At 41.7% G+C, this 22,758-nt stretch carries 18 protein-coding genes; all 18 read right to left on the reverse strand.

Annotated elements, in window-relative coordinates; translation table 11 throughout:
• Position 1: 1 nt before the first annotated feature.
• A complete protein-coding gene (locus RCG24_RS11140; protein ID WP_308076953.1) occupies positions 2-1,648 on the reverse strand; it encodes an ATP-binding protein in 1,647 nt (548 codons plus the stop codon).
• 10 nt (positions 1,649-1,658) lie between these two features.
• Complete coding sequence (locus tag RCG24_RS11145) at positions 1,659-2,786, reverse strand: iron-containing alcohol dehydrogenase (RefSeq protein ID WP_308079153.1); 1,128 nt, start codon at positions 2,784-2,786, stop codon at positions 1,659-1,661.
• A 424-nt stretch (positions 2,787-3,210) separates the two neighbouring features.
• Entirely contained in the window at positions 3,211-3,666 is a 456-nt protein-coding gene (gene tnpA, locus RCG24_RS11150; RefSeq protein ID WP_308076954.1) for an IS200/IS605 family transposase, read from the reverse strand.
• A gap of 292 nt (positions 3,667-3,958) precedes the next feature.
• Positions 3,959-4,681 (reverse strand): enoyl-CoA hydratase-related protein, encoded by a 723-nt coding sequence (locus tag RCG24_RS11155; protein WP_308076955.1) that lies wholly within the window; start codon positions 4,679-4,681, stop codon positions 3,959-3,961.
• A 392-nt stretch (positions 4,682-5,073) separates the two neighbouring features.
• Positions 5,074-5,871 (reverse strand): SDR family NAD(P)-dependent oxidoreductase, encoded by a 798-nt coding sequence (locus tag RCG24_RS11160; protein WP_308076956.1) that lies wholly within the window; start codon positions 5,869-5,871, stop codon positions 5,074-5,076.
• Between the two features lie 154 nt (positions 5,872-6,025).
• Positions 6,026-6,478 carry an OsmC family protein gene (locus RCG24_RS11165; RefSeq protein WP_308076957.1) on the reverse strand — a complete coding sequence of 151 codons (453 nt, stop codon included), beginning with the start codon at positions 6,476-6,478 and terminating at the stop codon, positions 6,026-6,028.
• A gap of 780 nt (positions 6,479-7,258) precedes the next feature.
• On the reverse strand, positions 7,259-7,738 hold the full coding sequence (locus RCG24_RS11170) for a glutathione peroxidase (RefSeq protein WP_308076958.1): 480 nt from the start codon (positions 7,736-7,738) through the stop codon (positions 7,259-7,261).
• A 96-nt stretch (positions 7,739-7,834) separates the two neighbouring features.
• On the reverse strand, positions 7,835-8,680 hold the full coding sequence (locus tag RCG24_RS11175) for an NmrA family NAD(P)-binding protein (protein WP_308079154.1): 846 nt from the start codon (positions 8,678-8,680) through the stop codon (positions 7,835-7,837).
• A 125-nt stretch (positions 8,681-8,805) separates the two neighbouring features.
• Complete coding sequence (locus tag RCG24_RS11180; RefSeq protein ID WP_308076959.1) at positions 8,806-9,372, reverse strand: TetR/AcrR family transcriptional regulator; 567 nt, start codon at positions 9,370-9,372, stop codon at positions 8,806-8,808.
• 251 nt (positions 9,373-9,623) lie between these two features.
• On the reverse strand, positions 9,624-10,991 hold the full coding sequence (rlmD, locus tag RCG24_RS11185) for a 23S rRNA (uracil(1939)-C(5))-methyltransferase RlmD (protein ID WP_308079155.1): 1,368 nt from the start codon (positions 10,989-10,991) through the stop codon (positions 9,624-9,626).
• A 214-nt stretch (positions 10,992-11,205) separates the two neighbouring features.
• The gene (locus tag RCG24_RS11190) at positions 11,206-12,138 is read right to left on the reverse strand and encodes an aldo/keto reductase (RefSeq protein WP_308076960.1); all 933 of its coding nucleotides are present in this window, start codon (positions 12,136-12,138) and stop codon (positions 11,206-11,208) included.
• A gap of 342 nt (positions 12,139-12,480) precedes the next feature.
• A complete protein-coding gene (locus RCG24_RS11195; protein WP_374049089.1) occupies positions 12,481-13,632 on the reverse strand; it encodes a glycerate kinase family protein in 1,152 nt (383 codons plus the stop codon).
• A gap of 289 nt (positions 13,633-13,921) precedes the next feature.
• The gene (locus tag RCG24_RS11200) at positions 13,922-14,470 is read right to left on the reverse strand and encodes a BMC domain-containing protein (protein WP_308076961.1); all 549 of its coding nucleotides are present in this window, start codon (positions 14,468-14,470) and stop codon (positions 13,922-13,924) included.
• Position 14,471: 1 nt separating this feature from the next.
• On the reverse strand, positions 14,472-15,797 hold the full coding sequence (locus RCG24_RS11205; RefSeq protein WP_308076962.1) for a 4Fe-4S dicluster domain-containing protein: 1,326 nt from the start codon (positions 15,795-15,797) through the stop codon (positions 14,472-14,474).
• Between the two features lie 280 nt (positions 15,798-16,077).
• Entirely contained in the window at positions 16,078-17,406 is a 1,329-nt protein-coding gene (gene ltrA / locus RCG24_RS11210) for a group II intron reverse transcriptase/maturase (protein WP_308076963.1), read from the reverse strand.
• Between the two features lie 703 nt (positions 17,407-18,109).
• On the reverse strand, positions 18,110-20,065 hold the full coding sequence (locus tag RCG24_RS11215; protein WP_308076964.1) for an oxidoreductase: 1,956 nt from the start codon (positions 20,063-20,065) through the stop codon (positions 18,110-18,112).
• An 84-nt stretch (positions 20,066-20,149) separates the two neighbouring features.
• The gene (locus tag RCG24_RS11220; RefSeq protein ID WP_308076965.1) at positions 20,150-20,965 is read right to left on the reverse strand and encodes a MerR family transcriptional regulator; all 816 of its coding nucleotides are present in this window, start codon (positions 20,963-20,965) and stop codon (positions 20,150-20,152) included.
• Between the two features lie 248 nt (positions 20,966-21,213).
• Positions 21,214-22,611 (reverse strand): dipeptidase, encoded by a 1,398-nt coding sequence (locus tag RCG24_RS11225; RefSeq protein ID WP_374049090.1) that lies wholly within the window; start codon positions 22,609-22,611, stop codon positions 21,214-21,216.
• Between the last annotated feature and the right edge of the window lie 147 nt (positions 22,612-22,758).

A 22,758-nucleotide genomic window follows, 5' to 3' on the forward strand; every position in this document is an offset into this window, starting at 1 on the left:
CCTACTGAATTGGTAAAATTAGTTTAAATACACTCCCTTTACCGGGTATACTTTCTGCTTGTAATGTCCCGCCGTGAGCCTCAGCTATTCCAAGGCTGACGGATAAGCCCAATCCATAACCTTTAGAGGCATTCTTTGTCGTGTAGAAAGGATGGAAAATTTCCGAGATCACAGCTTCTTCTATCCCACTGCCATTATCCTCCACCGCTAAAACGAGGACATTGGACCCATCAATTGTCTGTTTACATGTCCGCAGGATAATTTTCCGATCCTTTTGATGAGCTTCCTCTAATGCATCCTTAGCATTTAACAGTAAATTTAAGATAATTTGACTTATTTGCTGGCTACTCCCTTCGATGAGCGGAAGAGAATCGTCAAGATCGGTTTCAATCTGAATAGCCTGCTTCTGCAGCTGATTGCCAATCAGCCCCAATACTTGGGTAATCGCTTCATTGACCGAACATTTTTCAAAAAGATATTCCTCCTGCCGGGAAAACGTTAACAGATTTTGGATGATGTTTTTACTCCGTTTCCCGCACTCATAAATATCCGCCAACAGCTTTTTGTGAGAGGGATCCATCTCCAATTTTCGGAGCAAAAGCTGGGAATTACCCATAATCGCTGTCAGAGGATTATTCAGCTCATGGGCTACACCAGCGGCCATCTCCCCAATAGCCGCCAGTTTTCCGGATTGAAGTAGTTGCGTCTCTATTCTTCTTTTCGCGGTTACATCCTTCAAATATATAATCGAAGCATACAGTGTATTGACCTCATCAAAGATGGGATAGCAGTTCCATTCAAACACCTTTTTTCCAATCAATAATTCTCCTGTAGAAGTCGATTTTGTCAGGATGGTTTCCTTAAAGAGGCGCTCTTCCTGTGGGAAAAGCAAAGATTGTATATTTTGCCTGGCAGCCCCGCGCTTTTTCAAAAAACAGTTGTGGGCAGCATCGTTTGCTTGAAGAATATTCCCCTCTAGATCAACGATGAAAATCGCATCTGAAACAGCTTGGAAGGTTTCTTCCCATAGCTTTTTTGTGTTTAGAACTTCTTGAAAAAGACGGGTATTTTCCATACAGACTGCAAGCTGATCGGATAATTGTTGAAAAAACGAGATATCCGGCGGATAGTTTTCGATTTTTTCTTGGCTCCCCAATGCAAGGATCCCGCTCACTTTCCCTTTTCGAGTCAACGGGAATAAAAGATTGCTCACCAGTCCCATTTTTTCAAATGAATCCTCTTCATACCAGCGTTTATCCCCCTGTCCGGATCCTGTAAGATAAAAATACGGTCTGCCTGTTCTTAAAACATGCCAATATAATGATTGTTTTTTGGGAATCGGAGACCCCGGGGCGATATGAAACAATTCAACTGGATAAACGTTTGACAGAATAAGTTCCTTCCCGATTGTCAGAGATAAACTGATTCGTTCAATTGGAAAAATCGTTTTTAGTTTCTCCAATACATTTTTCAGCATCTCGTCGATGGTCATTTCAACATTAAAGCTTTTCATTACTTCGTTGATGATTTCCAGCTGGATATTCTTCTTTTGCAGTTCGTTAACGGTTTTTTTTAACTCGGTATAATAATTTCTTTTGGATGATTGAACTCCGGTTAAAAGTTCGATCATTTTTTCTCTATTTTCCATGACAATCTCCCTATAAGGCTAATCTCAGTATTTTTTCTACATCAACGGCAGTAATGTCGCGGGGATTTGTAATCATGCAGGCATCATTTAGGGCGATTTCACTGATTTCTTTAATCATATATTCTTCGAAGCCCATTTCCGATAATCGCTGCGGCGCTCCGATATCAAGTGACAGTGTTTTTACGTAGTCAATCGCTTTTTTACCGGCTTCGATGGAGGATAGTCCAGCAATATTTTCTCCCAGCAATTCGGCGATTTCTTTAAATTTATTTGGTGCGGCCAATAAATTAAATTCCATTACATGCGGAAGCAGGACCGCATTTACGTCGCCGTGCATGATCTGATATCTGCCGCCTATTGAGTGACTCACGGCATGGACAGCACCAAGAATGGCATTGGAAAACGCAAGTCCGGCTTGAAGACTGGCCATTGCCATGTTTTCCTTCGCAGTGGCATTTAATTGGGATGCTACAGAGGGGCGAAGATTCTCGGAAACCAGTCTGATCGCATTTTTGGCATGAACGTCCGTCATAGGTGTCGCAGCAATACTAACAAACGATTCGATGGCATGTGTCAGCACGTCTAAACCGGTTGATGCTGTAAGATGAGCATTTTTCGTCGAAAGTGTCTCCGGGTCAATAATGGCGATATCAGGAACAAGAGACTTTGAGACAATGGTCATTTTCTTTTTACTTTGGGTGTTTACAATGACAGAAAATTGCGAAACCTCTGAGCCTGACCCGGCTGTTGTGCTTGCCATGACAAGCGGCGGGAGAGGAATCTTTATTTGATCAACGCCCTCATAGTCAGAGATTTCTCCCCCATTCGTTGCTAGTATGGCAATAGCTTTAGCCGTATCAATCACACTGCCGCCGCCGACACCGATAATGGCATCGCAGCCACATTGATTATATATTTTTACTCCCTGTTCAATTTCATAATCCTTGGGGTTTGTAGTAATATCTTGAAAACAGCCATAGGATAATCCGGCATCCTCACAGCTATTGATTACTTGATCCAGCCAACCGGCTTCAATTACGCCTTCATCTGTGACAATTAAAACTTTTTTTGCCCCAAGCCGAAGGCAGCTCTCGCCCACCTGCTTAAGCGACCCGCTGCCGAATATGACTTCAGGCATTACAAATTTACTAATCAACTTTTTCACCAGCCTCCCCCTCAATTGCTATGCTACTAATCTGGTTAAAAAAAGCTATCTTGCCAACCTTGCACTACAACCATCTATCTTACTCTACTTGAAAGACGGTGGATAATTAACAGAATTTTTAAACAAAATATCATCAATATATCAATTCGTTATGTGACAGTAATTTCCTTTATTTTTTATCGAAAAAAAGCCTTGATCTGCGTTACGATAAAGCAACAGGGGATGGCCCGAATATGGAATGTCCGTCTTCAATTAAATATATCCCGCTTATAAAACATTGAGCTGACAAGTAAGTATCCGCCGGTAGAACCGGCGGTTTTAATTTCGCCCTATAAGGGCACTTTACCAACGAAGCCCCTTAAGGGGCCTTAAAATTGACCGTCAACCGTTTACCCTCTTACATATCTTTAAATGGATCCACATATTCTCGTTTGCTCATGTTGTCTCGCAAACGATCCTCCGCTTCTTGCTCTCGAATATATTTTGCGATTGTCTTTTCGTTTAAACCAACCGTACTTACATAATAGCCTTTTGCCCAAAATGTTCGATTGCCATGATTGTATTTTAAGTTTGCGTGTCTATCATGGATCATTAAAGAACTCTTACCTTTTAAATATCCCATGAAATACGAAACTGACATCTTTGGAGGTATTTTGACCAACATATGGATATGATCTGGCATTGCGTGTGCTTCGATTATTTCTACATCTTTCATATCACATAGTTTTCTTAAAATCGCTCCAATATCTTTTCTTAATTTTCCGTACACAATTTTCCTTCTATATTTTGGAATGAAAACGATATGGTACTTACAATTCCACCTTGTATGTGATAAACTATTGTCGCTCGACATGGGCAGGACTCCTCTCGTTATTTGAAGTTGGTTTGACGGCCATCTTCTATTATAACGATTGGAGTTTTTTTCTGGTACAACTCTACAAGTTTTGTTTGCACACAGGCAGAGCCTGTGGTTTAAAAAGACTAATGAAAACTCGCCGACTGGCGAGTCCTTAAGGACGAAGACAGAGGCGTAGTTGAATTTATGCGGCATAAGAGAGTATAAAATTCGAAAAATTTTTTTACTTTCTTTTTAGCCAAAAAAAGGATTAACCCCTTATTGAGAGAGCTAATCCTTTGATTAATTTTCATTTATGGACTTTTGTATCGCTCCATACTGGTGGTCTTTTTTCCAAAAAGGCTCTAATTCCCTCTTGGGCATCCGGATGTTTACTATTAAGTGCAATCACTTCTGTAGCATAATGGAGGGCCTGGAAATCTTCCATATTAATTTGCTGGTAAAATTGCCTCTTGCCCAGTTCAATGATATTTAAGCTTTGCTTGGTAACCTGTTTCGCCAGCCTTTCTGTCTCCTCATCCAAAAGCTCAGCTGGGACTACTTTATTAACCAATCCATGCTGCAATGCTTCTTCCGCTGACATAAAATCACCGGTAAATAATAATTCTACAGCCTTTTTCCGGCCAATATTTCTGCTTAAAAATACCGCTGGGGTGCTGCAGAACAGCCCGCTATTAATTCCGGGGGTGGCAAACTTTGCTCGGTCGCTGGCAATTGCCATATCACTGGCTGCCACTAATTGGCATCCCGCTGCCACAGCCGCTTTAAGTACTTTGGAAATGACAAGCTGTGGAATGTCTCGCATGGTCCGCATGACCTGCTGACAGGTTTGAAATAGTTTTAGCACCTCATTTGCCGTTCTAGACTCGATCTCTCTTAAACTATGCCCGGCACAAAATACCTTTTCTGACCCTTCAATGACAATTACCTTAACTTCTCTTTTGGAACCGATGTCTGTTAGAAGCTCGTTTAATTCTTGTAGTAGTTTCATCGTTAAAGTGTTAAATTCCATTGGGTTTTGTGTTCATTGGAGGGGTCTATGGGCACTTGTCATGGCACTTCCACACTCTATGTGTTCATTGGGCCTGCCTATGAACACTTGTCTCGACCTTTCCCCATTTTATGTGCTCATTGGATCCGCCCATGAACTCTTGTCTCGACCTTTCCCCATTTTATGTGCTCATTGGATCCGCCCATGATCACTTGTTTCGACCTTTCCCCACTTTATGTGCTCATTGGACCCGCCCATGAACTCTTGCCTCGGCCCTTCCCCATTTTATATGCTCATTGGACCCGCCCATGATCACTTGTTCAGCCTCTTCTATCTTTTTGTGTTCATTGGACAACTCATTATACGCCAGCTGTTATTACCTACTAATACGGCGTTATTTTTCTAAATATCTGTTAAGGTGTAATAGCTTTTGGCCCTTTGTCATCTTGGAGGATATTTCCGCCGTCAACAACAATTAACTGGCCGGTAATATAGGAAGCCTGCGCTGATGCTAGGAAAGCAATCGTATGGGCTACTTCATCCGGGCGCCCTGCTCTGCCAACCGGGGTATGAAGAGCGGCAATTTTTTCATGCTCAAGCTGGGAACCGGTAGCAATCCAGCCTGGTGCAACATTATTGATCGTAATATTATTCTTGGCCGTTTCGATCGCAATCGCTTTGCTCATTCCCACCATCGCTGCCTTTGCGGCACTATAAGCTGCTTCACCAGGATAACTGACTAACGGGCCGGTAACAGAAGAAACATTGACAATTCGGCCGTAGTCCTGCTCAATCATTTGAGGGACTACCTTCCGTGTCACATTAAAGCAGGTTGTAAGATTGCGGGAAATACCGAGATCCCATTCCTCATCTTCCATCTTAGCAAACTCCGTATAAATTTCAGGAGATCCTGACTGTGCCATCCCGGCATTATTGATCAGGATATCAATCCGGCTAAAATCCGCGATAACAGAGTCTATCAGTTTCTGAACCTGGGAACGGTCGGTTAGGTCGGCAATATAACCCCTAGCATAAATGCCCCTTTCATTTAGTTCATTGACACGGTCAAGGATTCGCTCCGTTGTAGAGGTAATCGCTATTTTACCACCCAGCTTGCCAATAATTTCAGCCGTGGCAAATCCGATGCCGGAAGGGCTGCCGGCGCCGGTAATCAAACAAACTTGATCATCAAATCGAATTAATCCATCCATCTTTTTTCTCCTACTTGGTTATTTCTGCTTCTAAAAGGGCTTATTCAATTGAATAAGCCCTGAAAAACGTATCTGGTATTTGGAAAACCTATACAGTATAATACTTTTCTCCCTTAGAAAATTCCTGCTCTTTTTTTAAAATAGTCCTATGAAATTACTTAATTGGATTTTCAATCACCACTTTTGCCGAGGCTAAATTAACACTGTTTGCAATCGTGTCACCTACAGGGCAATGGGCTTCAATATATTCCTTGAAAGCCTCCACTTTCTCTTGAGAGGCATTGGTTTCAATATGAAAGACTGTGTTAATCGTTTGAAATCCAGGCCGTACATCTGATTTTCCAAAGAATCCGTCCAAGTCAATTTCCCCTTCCAGTTCAACCCAGAAACTTTGCAGATCAATCTCAAACTTTTTAGCATAAGTTCGGGCGACAATCGATTGGCATGCCCCTAATGCAGATAGAAGAAGTTCGACTGGATTCATCCCTTGATCTGTTCCGCCTAAAGCAACTGGTTCATCAATAATAACTTTATGCCCTCTAGTCTCTGCCTCAACTAATACCTTTTCCTTTAAAACTGTTTTTGTCTGTACTTTTGTGATTGCCATACTTATTTTCCTCCCCTTATTTTTATCGCAAAATTTTTAATTGCCCACCGCACACTGATGTGAAATACCCTAATGAATCAAATAGCTATACCTACCCTTAAATTCATAGTATTTACATATGAATTATATGTATTATATTATCACAAAAAGTTATGTTGTCAAACAATTCTGATTTAATTTTCTCATCCGTATTCTTCACCTCATAATCTAAAATGTTGCTTTTAGAAGTTCAAACCATAAAATGACCAATACTACGATTACTGTGAAGTTATAAGTTAAGCCGTATCCGCTTGGGTATCCATACATAAACTATCACATCCGTTACTTTTTCGGGATAATGATTACATCCCGCGATTATATTTTTTTAAAAAATGATTGGACAAGTTCATAATTATTAACAGAAATTCGCTACTTCACTAAAAAACCCCACTAAATACCCAACTAGTGTTAGCGTATCAAAGTTGATGTCGGTGCTTTTGCTCCCCCTACTAAGTGTTTGATGAAATGAAAAGAAGCGTATCAAACGAACGATACGCTTCTCCGGAGGTATCCCAATATGCAGGGATTGCAATACTGCGGAGCGGTCTATGGTGAGAGATTTCTGTCTCTCAATGATAAAATATGCATAGAGAATAATATTGATTGGACAAGCGTGGATTATTTAAGTAATTATTTTTGTATAACATTTTCACTTACTTTTTGATTCAAAAATGCCTCTCCTCTCGCTCGTTTTCCGCATTTTTTCACGTTTTTTTTCGGTGTAAAAAAGTTTTCCGTTTTTTATTTCAAGATGCTGACAATATCCTCTTCTATTTTGCTAGGCTTAGTTGTAGGAGAATATCTTTCAACCACTTTTCCATTTCGATCAACTAAAAATTTCGTGAAATTCCACTTAATGTTTTTTGAAAGGAGACCACCCTTTTGGTCTTTTAAAAATGTATATAAAGGGTGTTCTTTTTCTCCATTTACATCAATTTTGGCAAACATCGGAAAAGTAACTCCGTATTTCTTTTGGCAAAATTGGAGCGTTTCATTTATGTTACTGAATTCCTGATTTTTAAATTGATCGCAAGGAAAACCCAAAACCACAAAACCTTGTTCTTTATATTTCTCATAGAGTTTCTGAAGTCCTTCAAACTGAGGGGTAAATCCGCACTTGCTTGCTGTATTCACAATGAGCAGTATTTTCCCTTCATATTCCCTCATTGATTTTTCATTACCATCCGTCATTTTCACAGTAAAATCGTATACAGTCTCCAAGAAGTCCTCCTCCTTACAAAACGAATTTTAAGCTAATTGAAATTTTATCTATCGGTGAATAGCACGCCCCTTTAACTATAGAAATTCTCGTATTCTTTACATGAAACAGCCTTTATTTTTTATTGCGAATTCTTCAAAGGAATGGGGGGTTTTTCCTGTTAGGTTAAAGTAATCGTTTGTAACATCCTTTGCTGTCCCCATCCTTGTCATAAAATAGAGGGCAACCGTCACGTTCACATACGCTTTTTCCAACCCTCGATGTTTAATATAATAGCGTCGATATTTCAAATAGCCTGGTTTTGCATAGGTTATCTTTCTACCTGTTACTCTGCTGAGAATTTCGGCAATTTGATAATAATCTAAAGCCTCTGGCCCCGTTATAGTATGAGCGGAATTTTTATATTTTTCTGGCGAGTGAAGCAAAACGGCGACAGAAAATCCAATATCCTCCGCATCTATGAAACTCGTTTTGCTATTTCCAGCTGGAATAAAGATCTGATTCTTCTCCCTTATCTCAACGGAATGAACACCTGAAATATTTTGCATAAAGAACCCCGGGCGTACATGTGCATAAGGAATGCCTAATTCTTCGATATACTTCTCAATCTTATGATGGGGTGGGATTGTGTTCTTTTCTACTCCCATTAACGATAAAAAAGAAACAAGTCTTATATTATGTGATTTCATTGCATCAATAAACGGATATAAATCTTCCGGTTTTCCTAAGTGAGGGGGCCTCATTAAAAAAACCCTATCGACGTTTTCAAGTGCCTTTTTGTAACTATTTTTGTCTGTAAAATCAAAATAAACAGCATCAACCTTATCTTTAAAGATGTCTTTTAGCCTTTGCGGATTTGTCCCTGCAGCTACTACATGCTCTCCCATTTTTATTAATTCACCTGTAACGTACCTGCCAACATTTCCTGATGCACCAGTGACTATATTTTCATCATGATCCTTCTCTCATTTTTAATACTTGTAGAAAATTGATTTAATTTGAATTTGGTTTATTTAGCATCCTTCGTTGCTAGACCAGTCTATATAATTAGTAAAAAAGCTAACCATTTCTATTTAAGAAGGGATGGAATTTGTTTTGCCACTAAGCGTAACGGTTCACTTTTCCCCATTGTAAAGGATATTAGAAACGCCCCTTCTATCATTGAATTGATGACAATACCTAACTCCATTGCATGCTTTTCCTCATATCCAGATTGAATTAATTTTTCAGTAAAGGCACTTTGAAATTTTTGATAGGCTGATTGGCAAGATGCCCTTAGTGGTTCACTAATAAGGGACGTTTCAAGTGCTACAGCCGCAATCGGTATTCCAACCGTACAACTCTCTCTTTCGAAACGTTCCGCCATATCTTTTATGAATAATTGTATAGCTTCAATAGGATCAGTTGATTTATTTAATCCTTCTTCGATTTGTTTAGAAACAAATGCTGTAGTTAATTGTACAGATTCAATCGCAAGTTGTTCTTTTCCATCTGGAAAATGATAATATAAGGAACCCTTTGGAGCTCCACTCTCTTTCGTAATTTGATTTAGACCTGTTGCATGATACCCTTGTAATTGAAAAAGTCTTGAGGCAGTCTTAATTAACCTCTCTCTCGAATTTTCTTTTCCAGTCATTTTATTACCTCGTTCAAAAAATTATACCAATTGGTCTATATATAGACTATCTTGTAAAATTTACCTTGTCAACACCAATCGAAGTATTTAGCTGTTTTTTAGTCCTTCCTCCCTCCCTTATTCCACCTTATGAATTTAATATTACATCATTTTCTATATTTAAAATTGACCATGAAACAGCCCCGAAATCGGAAAAGTATTTTTTCACAAAATCAGGGCTGCAATCGGAAATGTTTATTTTTCGAAAATGGTTATTCTGTTAAAACAAGCAATGCGACAGCTTCTACGTGAACTGTGTGCGGGAATAGATCAACCGGCTGGACTACTTCTAAGGAATAGCCAAATGGTTCAAGCTCCTTAATATCGGTTGCGAAAGTATCTGGGTTACAGGAAACATAAACGATTCGCTCGGGTTTGGCTCGTCCGATTCGCCTCATTACTTTACCGCCGGCACCCGACCGAGGCGGGTCAAGTAATAATAATTCCGGGTTTCCGAAGCTTTCCAAAACCTGGTCAATACCTTTTCGCGCATCACTTGCCAAGAAATACGTGTTTTCGATACCGTTATCTTTGGCATTGCGTTTTGCCGACTCAATCGAGGTTTCAACAATTTCAATTCCGGCCAGCTTGCCGACTCGATCAGCAAATGGCAGAGAAAAGGTTCCTACCCCGCAGAAAAGATCCATCATTTTTTCCGTTTTCTTCGGCTGTCCCATTTCAATCGCCAAATCCACCAGTTTTTGAGCCTGTGGCGGATTTGTTTGGAAAAAGGTATCAAACCAAAGACGAAAACGGTATCCACCCATTTCATCATAAATAAAGTCCCGGCCGGCTAGAATATGACTTCTTTCGGATTGAGTGCGATCCGCCCAGTCTGTATTTTCGAGCCATAGCAAGCTTTTAACCTTAGGGAATTTATTTGTTATCCGCTTTACTAGATCGTCTGCAGCATTTTTTAACTGAACAGCTGGTGCTTCCGTAGCAAACAGAGCCAGCATGATTTCCCCGGTTGCAAACGATTGTCGCACCATCAAATGGCGCAGCAAACCTTCATGAAGATCCTTGTTATAGCCAGTTAATTGATGATTTTTCGCCCAATCCGCTACTTCCATCGCAGCTTCGACCATCTCCTTCCCCGCAATTAAGCAGGTCTCAAGGGAAATGACTTTTCGGAAATTGCCTTGTTCATGCAGCCCAAGCGTGCCATCCGGGGCAAAGGTAAATTCCATTTTATTGCGGTAATGCCAGGGCTCGTCCATCCCAATGGTATCGCGTACCAAATTCAGGTCGAACCCTTGTGATTCAATCGCTTTTTTCACATGATTGGTCTTTTGTTTTAACTGGCCTTGGTATTGCCAATGCTGCCATACACAGCCGCCGCACATTTCAAAATGAGGGCATCGCGGAGACGTTCTTTCTGGATGTGACTCCAGTATTTCCTCCGGCATTGCCCGCCATCTTCTTCGGTCAGGTTTGTCGACAATGACACTTACTTTTTCTCCCGGAAGTGTTTGCGGGATGGTAAGTTTTAATTTTTTCATGTTGCCTTGCTCATTTTCACGCCAAATGACTGCCTGCCCCGAGCCTTTTTCATCTAATTGGCGTATTTCGGCATTCATTGTTTCTCCTCTAAGCGACAATTCATTTTCCTCCTTCTCGCAAAAATACTCTATTAAACAAACTATTTATCACAAAACGAAATATCCACTAACATAGTATATAGGAGAAACCATGATTATAAAATCCATTCATGACTAGAAGATATTAACAACTTTCTTTAGAGAGAGTGCCTGCTCCCGCTGTATTATGCTTTGGGGCAGGCACTTGTTTCATTTAGGAATTAAAAATGGTATCGATCCTTGTGATTTCTTCCTCTGTTAATTGAACCTCAGCAGCTTTGATGTTGTTCAGTATTTGCTCAGGTTTTTTTGCACCGGGAATTACGGCATCAATCGGCCCTCTCGATAAATACCATGAAAGGACTATATGTGTGACCTCAGCGTTCTTGTCAGCCGCTATTTGGCGTAGTTGTTCGACTTTTTCCAGATTGCTGAAATAGTTTTCCTCATTAAATAATGGATGCTTTTTTTGTTGTTCGGTCAACTTTGTATCCTTATGATATTTGCCTGTTAGCAAGCCCTTTGCCAAGGGAAAATAGGGAATAAAGGATATATCACGGGATGGAAGATAGGGAAAGGTTTCGTTTTCGACATCCCGATTAAATAAGTTGTAATGCCCTTGCAGCACTTCAACATAACCGTCCTGATTGGCTTCCTTTACCTGTTCGAGGGAAAAATTAGATACGCCAATCGCCCGTATTTTTCCAGCATCCTTCAATTGTTTTAAAGCCCCAACCGCCTCATATTTCGGCGTTTTTTCGTCAGGAAAGTGAATATAAAACAGATCAATATAGTCGGTTTGAAGTCTTCTTAACGCTTCATCTACACTTTGGATAAGAAATTCCGGAGAATTATCATGAACCATTTTTCCATCAGAGAAGGTATGGGATGCCTTTGTAGCGATCACAAAATCCTCCCGCTTCCCATGTTCCTTCATTACCTCGCCAATTAGCTCTTCAGAGCGGCCAAGCCCATAATAGTAAGCAGTATCAATAAAGTTCATGCCATGACTCACAGCCGTGTGGACAATCTGTTTGGAAACAGCCTCATCGATATTTTCATAAATATTATGTCCACCAATAGCGTTTGCTCCAAGTCCAATAGGGTGGATAAACAGGTTTGTTTTTCCCAGACGAGTTTTTGTCATAGCTAAATGGCTCCTTTCTAGCACATCATTATTAATGTTATTTTGGTGTTGCTATTGAATAGGCTTCTGAAAACGGAGTGGGCGTTTTTCCGCTGCCCACTGTGCTCATGAATCTTCTATGAGAACTGGATTAGCCTTTTTTCAGTGTGCTTTGTTCCCATGAACCCTCCATGAGAACGGACAGGGCCTTTTTGCCGTGTGCTTTGTTCTCATGAACCCTTTATGAGAACTGGATTCGCCTTTTTGCCGCGTTCTTTGTTCCCATGAACCCTCCATGAGAACGGACAGGACCTTTTTTCAAAGCTCCCTGTTCTCATGAAACCTTTATAAAGAGTTTAATCATCATTCCACCTTGAAGCGAACTGCATGCAGCAGCCTAAATATTTGATTCGTTGTTCTGCGCAGATTTTCAAAGGTGGCTGTTGAATCCATCGCTTGTTCCAATGTCATTGGTGAACTCAGAATCGGGAAAATAGAGGCTATCCCAAGCGAGTGCAGACCTTTCGTCTCTTCAACAACACTTCCGCCCAAGGCAATAACTGGAATATGGCGGCTTTGGGCGAGTCTGGCAACGCCCATAGGAGCCTTCCCCATCGAAGTCTGGCCATCAATCCTTCCCTCACCAGTAATAACTAAATCGGCGCCCACTATGTGCTTCTCCATTTCAAGCATATCCAGTACCAGATCCACACCAGACTCAAGTTTGGCCTTCAGAAATCCAGAAAACGCCGCTCCCAAGCCGCCGGCAGCACCGGCACCGGCTATATTTTGGATATCCACGCCAAGTTCAGCAGATACAACCTCCGCCAACTGTTTTAGCCCACGGTCCAGCTCCTCCACCATCTCAGGTGTTGCTCCCTTTTGCGGTCCAAAAATATGGGAAGCACCGTCCGGCCCGTACAGCGGGTTATTCACATCACACGCCACTCTAAAGGAGCATTGTTGTAGCAGTGGATTTACCTGACTGGAGTCTATTTTAACAATATGTGCTAACTCTTTCGCCCCTAAACTGATACTTGCACCACGGCTGTCTAAAAAACGGTAGCCTAGAGCCTGGAGCATACCGATTCCTCCATCATTTGTTGCACTGCCGCCAAGCCCGACCACAAAATTCCGACACCCCTGTCTAGCGGCATCTAAAATCAGTTCGCCGACACCAAAAGTCGTTGTGCATAAAGGATTACGTTTTTCCAATGGGACAAGTGGAAGCCCGCAAGCTTCGGCCACTTCAATGACAGCGGTGTTACCGTCAGCCAATATTCCATAGGCGGCGATTGTCTTTTCACCTAAGGGTCCGGTTACTTCTTTATTAACCAGTTTTCCCCTAGTCGCTTGCACTACTGTCTTTACGGTCCCTTCACCACCATCAGCTAAAGGGAGGGTGACAATTTCCGCATCAGGATAGACGTCTTTGATTCCTGATGCAATAGCTTTGCTGCCCTCAACGGAAGAAATGCTGCCTTTAAAGGAATCAATCGCAATTAACACTTTCAATCAGCTCACCCCTTTTATGGAAGAAGTCTCCGATGCTATAAGTATATACGTTTTCACAGTGAAAAAGATAGGATGCACCTGTAATTGTGCGGGAAATTGGGTTTCGTTATATATTTATTACAAAATTCCGTCTGGGAAAATTATATCGTAAAACGGTGCTGCCAATCCAAATGAGTGAGGACGAATTTATCTATTCTTTAAACATAAAAAAGGGCCTGTCAAAAAGCCAAATATATGACCTCCTGAGCAGCCCTCTATTTTTCTGTTAAAAATGATTGTCCTGACTCTATTAGAATAGACAAGGGATAAATCTCTCCGATGGCGATGGGATAATCTCGGCATTTACCAGTAAGCCTTTTTCTTCGGCAATCGCCCTTCCCGCCTCAATGCTTGCTTCCACTGCCGCTACATTGCCGGTAAACGTAAAGAAGGCCTTGCCACCCAAGCCATTACCCAAACGAAGCTCAATTGCTTCCACATTCGCAGCCTTAAGGGCGGCATCCGCAGCTAAAATCATTGTGGCAATTGAGAAAGACTCCATCACCCCTAAAGCTTGAATTTTTTCAGGCATCGTTGTTCCTGTGATCGCAGGAAAAACCTCTGGGCTTACATTTGGGATAATCATAGAATCGACAAAATATTCTTCTGCGATTCTTTCACCCGTTTTAACTGAATCTTGAACAGCCGCGACGTCACCATGAACAATCGCAATATACTTGCCCGGGCAGCTCGAACTGGCGGTGACAATTTCTACATCCGAAACCTTTACCATCTGGTCTGCTGTAAAAATACCGCGGGCAACACTTGTAAATTCAACAACACCAATTGCACTCGGCATATCAGTCCCTCCTTATTGCAATGAATGCATCATTAATTTCGATGACCGTTCCAGAAATGCTTGCATGAATTGTGGCACCCAAACTATTTTCCGGAATCTTTCCAATCAGCTGTCCGGCCTCAACATGGTCGCCGAGTGAAACAACCGGTACTGCCGGAGCCCCGACATGCTGTCTTCTGGCGATATGTACAACCTCCGGATCTACGGTAATTTCCGTCATGGGCGCCGGTTGATCAAAATGATATAATCCTAATTTGGCAATCAAACGCTTGCTTGGTACCAAACGAAATTCCCGATTTTTGCGGGCTTCGAATTGGGTCTGTTCCGTAGAATATCGGATATTTTTTTGCACTAATTTCTCTCTGACAAACATATTGGCGTGCTTTGGATAGATCCCGATGGGACATGAGAACATGGTGCATAAATTACACTGGGAGCAAAGCAGCGCCATCTTTTGGTCTTCGATATCTTCGAGACCATAGTTTGTTACTCTCACCATCTTATGTGGCTGAAGATTATGCCCCAGTAAATACCGCGGGCACAGATCCGTACACATCCGGCATTGTTCACAAGTCTTATTGATTCTTCTAGCCTGATCCATTGTCGTCGTTTTTCTTTTAATCAAATTGTGCTGTTTTTTCAGAATAAGTAAGCCCTTCGTTTTCTTTGTCACATAACCGTTTAAATGATCCATAACAGGGCCCATCATCGGACCACCGTCAATAACAGCATAGTCATCAAAATTTTCAATCCCGCTCAACCGCAGCACATCGATAATCGGCGTCCCGACTGGCACCTTTACCGTCAATCGCTTCGGCACATCGCCGGCAACCGTGATATATTTTTCCGTGACAGGCTTATTTTCGGAAGCATAGTAGACATTTAAGGCTGTTTCTGTATTAATCACGACGCAGCCGACCTGAATCGGAATCCCTGCCGGGGGAACGACTCTGCCCGTCAGCTCGTAGACCAAAACCTGCTCATCGCCTGCAGGATACATATCCTTCAGTTCTTTTACCTCAACGAAATCCCCTAGCTGCAGTGCCTCAATTCGTTTTTTCAGAATCGCGATCACTTCTTTATGTTTCCCTTTAATTCCTAAAAGTGCTTTACGGGCTCCTACCAGCCTTCCTGCCGCTGCAAAACCTTTGATGACTTCATCAGGATACAATTCCATCAATTGCTGGTCCACTCTTAAAAGCGGCTCACATTCAGCGCCGTTTAGAAGGATGTATTCCGCGTTAGCTGCCAATTTCACATGTGTAGGGAATCCTGCCCCACCTGCCCCGATAATGCCGGATTCCTTTACCCTATCTAAAAGACTCAATTTGGCGTCCCTCCAATCTCTTCCATCTTTCCATCACTCTTTTGACTTCACCTAGAATCATGGCCTAAACTCCCCGTGTCGGGATGTTTTTTGCAAAGTCCTTTTTGAAAAAATGCTTCTAGAATAATAATACTCGTTATACTCGAGGGAAGAATATGACTATTGTTACTATAATTCGAACTTTGACGTTTTGCGGTTTTAAATAGAGTAGGCGCATGAATTACTCATGCGCCTCTCACAGATCCGTACGTGCGGGTCATCGCATACGGCTCCTCCATGATTATCCCCGTTGGGGATGATGTTCATTGTAAATATCCACAAGAGAAACAAGACCTTTCTCTTTATAAAACCATTCATTTGGAAGGGCTACGTTTACGGGTTTACACTTTGAACTTCTCCATGCATACATCCGAAGCTGTGGAAGTTCCCCTTTCCATTTTCTTCTGCGTAACTCCCTATGTAGTTTCCTTATTTTCCTCCAACTTCTTAATTGAACAGACCGTAATCTTCTTCTAATCCATTTATCAAACTTAACCATTAGTGTCTTTGAGTGCCAATATCCAAAATAATTTCCCCATCCTCTTAAATATGGGTTGAGTCTTTCTTTAATCAGTTTTTCAATGTTCACCGTTTGGTTTCGCTTTGTTATCTCCTTGACTTTACTTTTAAACTTCTTTATAGATTTCTTAGAAGGTTTAACCCAGAAAGCTTGTTTAAATTCATACCCCAGAAAAACAAATGATTCATTCATATTATTAACAATCTTAGTCTTTTCGGGATGGATGATTAATCCGAGTTTTTGTTCAAGGAATCGAGTGACTGATTTAAGTACCCTTTCGGCACCCTTTTGTGATTTACAACAAATAACGAAGTCATCTGCATATCGTGTAATGCGATGCCCTCTTTCTGTCATAAGTTCATCCAATGGATGCAAATATATGTTCGCAAGTAACGGACTGATGACACCGCCCTGTGGAGTACCTTTTTCATTTAGATGGAAACTGCCACCCTCCATAATTCCTGCTTGGAGAAAACTTTCAAGCAATCTAATGACACTTCCGTCCACTATTTCTTCCCTAACTAAAGTCATAAGTTTGTCATGCGGAATTGTATCAAAATATGATTTCAGGTCTGCATCAATTACGTACACATACCCATCCAGTAAATCCTTTCGGATTTTCTCTAATGCCATATGTGCACTTCGATTCGGTCGAAAACCAAAACTACAATCAAGAAATTTAGCTTCAAATATTGGTTCTATTATTCTACGTACAGAAGCTTGTACTACTCGGTCTCTCACGGTTGGGATGCCTAAAGGTCTTTTTGAACCGTCAGCCTTTGGAATATATACACGCTTCACAGGTCTCGGCTTGTATGTCTTTTCTCGTAACTCACGTTGAAGGATTTGTACATTATCCTCCACACCAAATTCAAATGCTTTAATGGTTACTCCGTCTACCCCTGCGGCTCCACGATTCCTTTTTACCTCTTTAAAGGCTTCCTCCATGTTAGGCATTGCCCATATTTTATCTATGAGACTATACCATTTCTTCTTTTGTGGAGTCTTTACTCCCTCACGAAAACCTTGTTTGTCTTCTTTTCCGTTCATGTTCCGTTTCTTTCCTTTCAGTCTGATGATTAACTAGCCCAACCTCGGCAATATCAACAGATCCATAAAGTACTACGCCCCATACGGTCTACCCTTCTGTTCGACCCCGATTCTATGGATTTGTCCTCTCGGTTTCTGTATGGACATGACGTATTCTAAGCTAACTCAGTTTCTCTTCCATGGACAGACGGGCTTCGCATAGAGTCCATACCTTTTGGGTTATGGCTCCTCTCAATAACTAGGTATTGAGTCACTTACCTTTGCGACCTTTCCGGTAAGTTTGTTCACTACTATCCCCTGCTCTGACTTCTCACCATCCATAGCCTTAACTTGCCAATCACTGACTTGTTTAAGGTTTACCATAGTATGTATGGAGACGATGAGACCTCCTTGGGTCACGTCATCGGGCTTTCCCCTGAATCCAGTCCTCCTAACTAACAGAGCCTTCTTGTGGTTTTGGACACTCCCTTATTTTGCAGGGTTATCCGACTCAGCCAGCCAACATGGTTAAATAGTCGCCTGTTCCAGGTTTTGCCTTCAAGTCCTCTGCACATTTCCTCACGGCAATGCACTACCTGTCAGCTATACACTTCCGCCACTTCGGTGTGTTCGGGACTTTCACCCTCTAGTCCGATGCGCTGCCAAGCGCACAAAATCCAAACCCTTGGTCATTAGGATTTGGATTTTTTAAGTAAGCTGATGATTAAACCGTCACTAAATTTGACTCAGTGCTGCCGATGCTCAATCCTGCGTCAAATCCTTCTTTAGTAGCGACAAGGGCGTTGCTGGTTTTGACAGCTCCGGCGATGGTAATCACATTATGATGCACGGATTGAAGTTCCTCAGCCAGTTTATGGTTTGGTTTATAACCGAGTGCAAGGACAACCGTTTCGGCCGGAATCGTGAACTGACCCTGACTGTTTTCAATGACCACGCCGTCATCCAAGATTTCAACTACTTTTGTACTGGTATATTGCTTTACTTCATATTCTTTTAAAATATTCTTGAGGTGATAGCGGTTGACTCCGTCAAGTTCACTTAAAATGGCCGGAAGCATCTCGACAATTGTCACCTCTCTCTGTTGCATACCAAGGTGAGCTGCTGTTTCGCCGCCAACTTCGCCGCCCCCGGCAACAACGATTCTGTCACCAGTAGGTACATTTCCAAGTAATACATCTTCAGCGGTAACGACATGAGCTTTGTTGATGCCCTTAATAGCTGGGACTACCGGACTGCCGCCAGTAGCAACAATTACGGTATCAGGCTGTTCAGCTTGGACCACTTCTTTTGTTAATTCGGTGTTCAGGCGAATTTCCACTCCAAGCTTGTTTAATTCATTGGAGATCCATGCCGTATAAGTGGCTAATTCCCCTTTAAAAGGCGGGTAGGCTGCAGATTTGAATTGTCCTCCTAAAAATCCTCTTTTCTCAAACAGAGTAACCCGGTGCCCTTTGATTGCAGCAGTACGGGCTGCTTCTAACCCGCCAGGGCCTGCTCCAGCGATAAATACAGTTTTAGGTTCTTCAACAGGTTCGTAGTCAAGTTCGTCTTCTCTCCCCAGACTCGGATTCACTAAGCAAGTAATGGAGTCACCTTTAAGCAGATTTCCGACACATCCTTGCATACAGCCGACGCAATATCTAATTGACGTCAAATCTCCTGCCTTTGCCTTGTTTGGCAGGTTTGGATCGGCCAGAGAACCTCTTCCCATTGCGACGAAATCAGCTTTATTCAACTCCAGGATGTTTTCGGCCATCCGCGGATCATTGATTCTATTTACGGTGATTACCGGGATATTGACTAATTTCTTAATCTCAGCAGCAAAATCCACTGTCCAAGCATGAGGGACATACATTGGTGAAACGATTCCTTTATTGTGATCACCGTAAACACCGCTTGAAACGTGGAGGGCATCAAATCCCCACTCCTCAAATAATTTAGCTAATACCCTTGACTCTGCCATATCGCGGCCGCCTTCTACCACCTCATCCGCTGAGAAACGAACAATGACTGGGAAGTCTGTTCCGACCTTACTGCGGACATTTTCATAGATTTCCTGTAAAAACCGGACCCGATTTTCCAAACAGCCGCCATATTTGTCCGTTCTCTTGTTGACATAAGGAGATAAAAATTCGGCAATCAAATAGCCATGGGCTGCATGGATTTCGACGCCGTCAAAGCCAGCTTTCTTTGCTCTTAAGGCACAATCTCCAAACTCTTCAACGATTTGCTCTATTTCAGGAATCGTCAGTTCACGAGGAAGCTCGCGCAGCCAAGGGCAAGGAATCGCTGATGGTGCCACCGGTTGAACACCGCCGTTTACGAACCGATTGGATTGTCTGCCAGCATGGTAGATTTGGCAAAAGATTTTTGTATCATACTGATGGATAGTATCGGTTAACTTTTTATGACTGACGATTTGATCATCATTCCAAAAACCGCCAATATACTTGTATCCCATTGCGTTTTGATTAACCGCATAATCCTCAGTAATAATCAAGCCCCAACCGCCTTTTGCCTTGGCTTCATGGTAAGCGATATATCGGTCAGTAGCTGTTCCATCTTCGTTGCAGTAGTTGGCAACCATTGCCGGGACGACGAGTCTGTTCACTATTTCACAATCACCAATATGAAAGGGTGAAAATAATTTGTTAAACATGATTGACCTTCTTTCTTTATTTGATAGCTAAAGCGTAAACCCTTTACTTACTACAGGGTCAATCATGTTTGGTGACAACGATATTTACAATTTTGTGACAGGCAGCCAAACCTCAATATAACGCTGATAACCATCCGGTTCATGGACCCGGGCCAGCAGGTTGCCGGTAATCGTTCCGGAGAGTTTATAGCCATGTTTTTCAATAAAGGACATTGCCTTGTCCAGTAATTGTAAGGAAAAACTTCCTTTATCTCCTGCGCAGATGACTGTATAAACACTCTTAACACTTTCGACATGCTTAATCTTTTCATTTAGAGGAATTTGGAATGCATCTGCATATCTTTTTTTAATGGCAAATCCCCAGCCATGCTCATTGCAATGATCTCGATTCAAAATTGCCTCTTCTTGAATCTCAATTATGGTCTCAACAAAGGGAAAATACCCCAGCCAAATATCGAAAAAATCGCCGAATTGATCCTTACTTTTATATGTGTAATTATATCTATGGATGAAATAGTAAATTTCCGGGTGTTCGGTTAAGGTACATTCCCAGAGGTTTTTTTTAATCGAATGCAGGGAGTGCTGGTACACCTGATTTTTTTCCATCAGGAGTGTATAGTATTTCAATCTTTCCTCAAAATAGCTTTGCCTGTCATCAATTTTATCCATGAACTTGGTGAGACTATCATGATATAAAATATCCTCCACTTCAGACAGCGAGAAATCGTAGCTTCTAAATTTTTTGCATTCGATTAAATAATTGATTTCCCACGCATCATAAAACCGATAGTTATTGTTAGCGCTCTTTTTTGGGTGTACAATGTTCTTTTTCTCATAATAACGAAGCGTATCAATCGGGATATTTAAGATATTTGAAACTTCACCAATCTTGTACTCCAAGGAAAAAACCTCCCCTGCCATTTTTCGCGTGAAGATTATATCTATATTTTAGTCTATATTGTTATCAACAAGGTGGATAAGTTTCTTACTATTTTTAGACAGTTTTGAAAGACTGCTATCATTCCTCGTTACCTGGCACCACCATTTGGAAAAATTCGCCTTCTTAACTAGGGTAATTTAAAGATAAACTATCTAAAAAAGGGTACCTCTAAACGTTATTCACTGAGAGGCACCCTTCATTTATCGTTCTATTTTCTAATCAGTTCGAAAAAGCTGCAGATGGTTAAGATCCCTTTATTAAAGTTTTCCAAATGAAAATGTTCATTCGGAGCATGAAGGTTTTCTCCCGGCAGGCCAAAGCCCATTAACACGACGGGAACATTTAATGCTTGGTTGAAATCTGATACAATCGGGATCGAACCGCCTTCTCGTTTGTACACAGGCGATTTACCATACACGTTTTGATACGCTTCAGCCGCTTTTTGAATCATCGGACTGTCGATCGGAGTTAAAAATGGATTCCCCGTATCTTGGAGTGATACTTTTATTATGCATCCCTTAGGTGCAAATTCTTCCAAATGTTTTTTGATCAATTCCTGAATCTTTTTAGGTTGCTGGTTGTTGACAAGACGGCAAGTAATTTTGGCATGGGCCTCGTTCGGGATCACCGTTTTGGTCCCTTCCCCTTGAAAACCACCCCACATTCCGTTAATCTCTAATGTCGGCCGGGAACTGATTCTCTCAGCATAGGAATAATCTTTTTCTCCTCCGGTCAAATCCGTTAACCCTAACGATTCTTTTACTTTTTCTTCATCCAGCCCCAATGCTTTCATTTGTTCCTTTTCAAATTCTGTCAGTTCGACAACATCATCATAGAAATGGGCCACGTTTACTTTTCCGTTTGTATCATGCAAGCTTGAGAGCAGCTGAACCAATAAATGGTTGGCATTCTGAACTCCCCCGCCGTAACTGCCTGAATGCAAATCAGTATTTGCCGTATGAAGAGAAACTTCCAAAGCACATAGACCTCTTAAGGAATAGGTGATGGCAGGGACGCCTTTGTCCCACATATCGGAATCGGAAATGACGACGACATCACAGGATAACTTTTCTTTATTATCAGTTAAGTATGCTGGAAGATGGGGACTTCCGATTTCTTCTTCCCCTTCGATGCAAAATTTAACGTTGACCGGCAATTTCCCCTCCGATTTCAATAAGCTTTCCACTGCTTTGATATGTAGAAACAGCTGTCCTTTGTCATCGGTTGCCCCTCTGGCAAAGATTTTTTCATCGCGGATGGTTGGTTCAAACGGCGGGGTTTCCCACAAATGAACTGGGTCTACAGGCTGTACGTCATAATGGCCATATACTAAAACTGTCGGGGCATTTTCCTGGTGAAGCCAATCGGCATAAATAATCGGATGACCTTCCGTCTGGATCACTTCAACATGCTCCATTCCGATGTTTTTCAATTTATCGGCGATCCAAGAAGCAGCGGTTTGAACATCCTCTTTATGTTCCGACTGTGCACTAATGCTTGGAATCCGGAGCAACTCTTTTAATTCTTCGACGTTCTTATTTTGATTCGTTGCTAAAAACTCAGCTAATTGACTCATGTTATCACCTTTTCTATTTTTAATTTCCATCCTTATTGTATACAAAAAAATGGAGAAAACCTACTCTTGACTAGTGAAACGGTAAATGAATGCTCTTATTCCACTTTTGCAAAACTTTGACCGATTGGGTTGATTAATGTATTTTGCCTATTTCGCATATAGCGAAGACCAACGATA

The organism is Neobacillus sp. OS1-32 (genome assembly GCF_030915425.1).
Classification (GTDB): Bacteria; Bacillota; Bacilli; order Bacillales; family Cytobacillaceae; genus Neobacillus; species Neobacillus paridis.

Bases quoted from the DNA above. Each gene is read 5' to 3' on its own strand.
- RCG24_RS11190 (WP_308076960.1), bottom strand. From the start codon at position 12,138: ATGACAAAAACTCGTCTGGGAAAAACAAACCTGTTTATCCACCCTATT.
- ltrA (WP_308076963.1), bottom strand. From the start codon at position 17,406: ATGAACGGAAAAGAAGACAAACAAGGTTTTCGTGAGGGAGTAAAGACT.
- rlmD (WP_308079155.1), bottom strand. From the start codon at position 10,991: ATGAATGCCGAAATACGCCAATTAGATGAAAAAGGCTCGGGGCAGGCA.
- RCG24_RS11165 (WP_308076957.1), bottom strand. From the start codon at position 6,478: ATGGCAATCACAAAAGTACAGACAAAAACAGTTTTAAAGGAAAAGGTA.
- RCG24_RS11155 (WP_308076955.1), bottom strand. From the start codon at position 4,681: ATGGAATTTAACACTTTAACGATGAAACTACTACAAGAATTAAACGAG.
- tnpA (WP_308076954.1), bottom strand. From the start codon at position 3,666: ATGTCGAGCGACAATAGTTTATCACATACAAGGTGGAATTGTAAGTAC.
- RCG24_RS11215 (WP_308076964.1), bottom strand. From the start codon at position 20,065: ATGTTTAACAAATTATTTTCACCCTTTCATATTGGTGATTGTGAAATA.
- RCG24_RS11225 (WP_374049090.1), bottom strand. From the start codon at position 22,611: ATGGAAATTAAAAATAGAAAAGGTGATAACATGAGTCAATTAGCTGAG.
- RCG24_RS11160 (WP_308076956.1), bottom strand. From the start codon at position 5,871: ATGGATGGATTAATTCGATTTGATGATCAAGTTTGTTTGATTACCGGC.
- RCG24_RS11140 (WP_308076953.1), bottom strand. From the start codon at position 1,648: ATGGAAAATAGAGAAAAAATGATCGAACTTTTAACCGGAGTTCAATCA.
- RCG24_RS11200 (WP_308076961.1), bottom strand. From the start codon at position 14,470: ATGCCGAGTGCAATTGGTGTTGTTGAATTTACAAGTGTTGCCCGCGGT.
- RCG24_RS11145 (WP_308079153.1), bottom strand. From the start codon at position 2,786: ATGCCTGAAGTCATATTCGGCAGCGGGTCGCTTAAGCAGGTGGGCGAG.
- RCG24_RS11180 (WP_308076959.1), bottom strand. From the start codon at position 9,372: ATGACTGGAAAAGAAAATTCGAGAGAGAGGTTAATTAAGACTGCCTCA.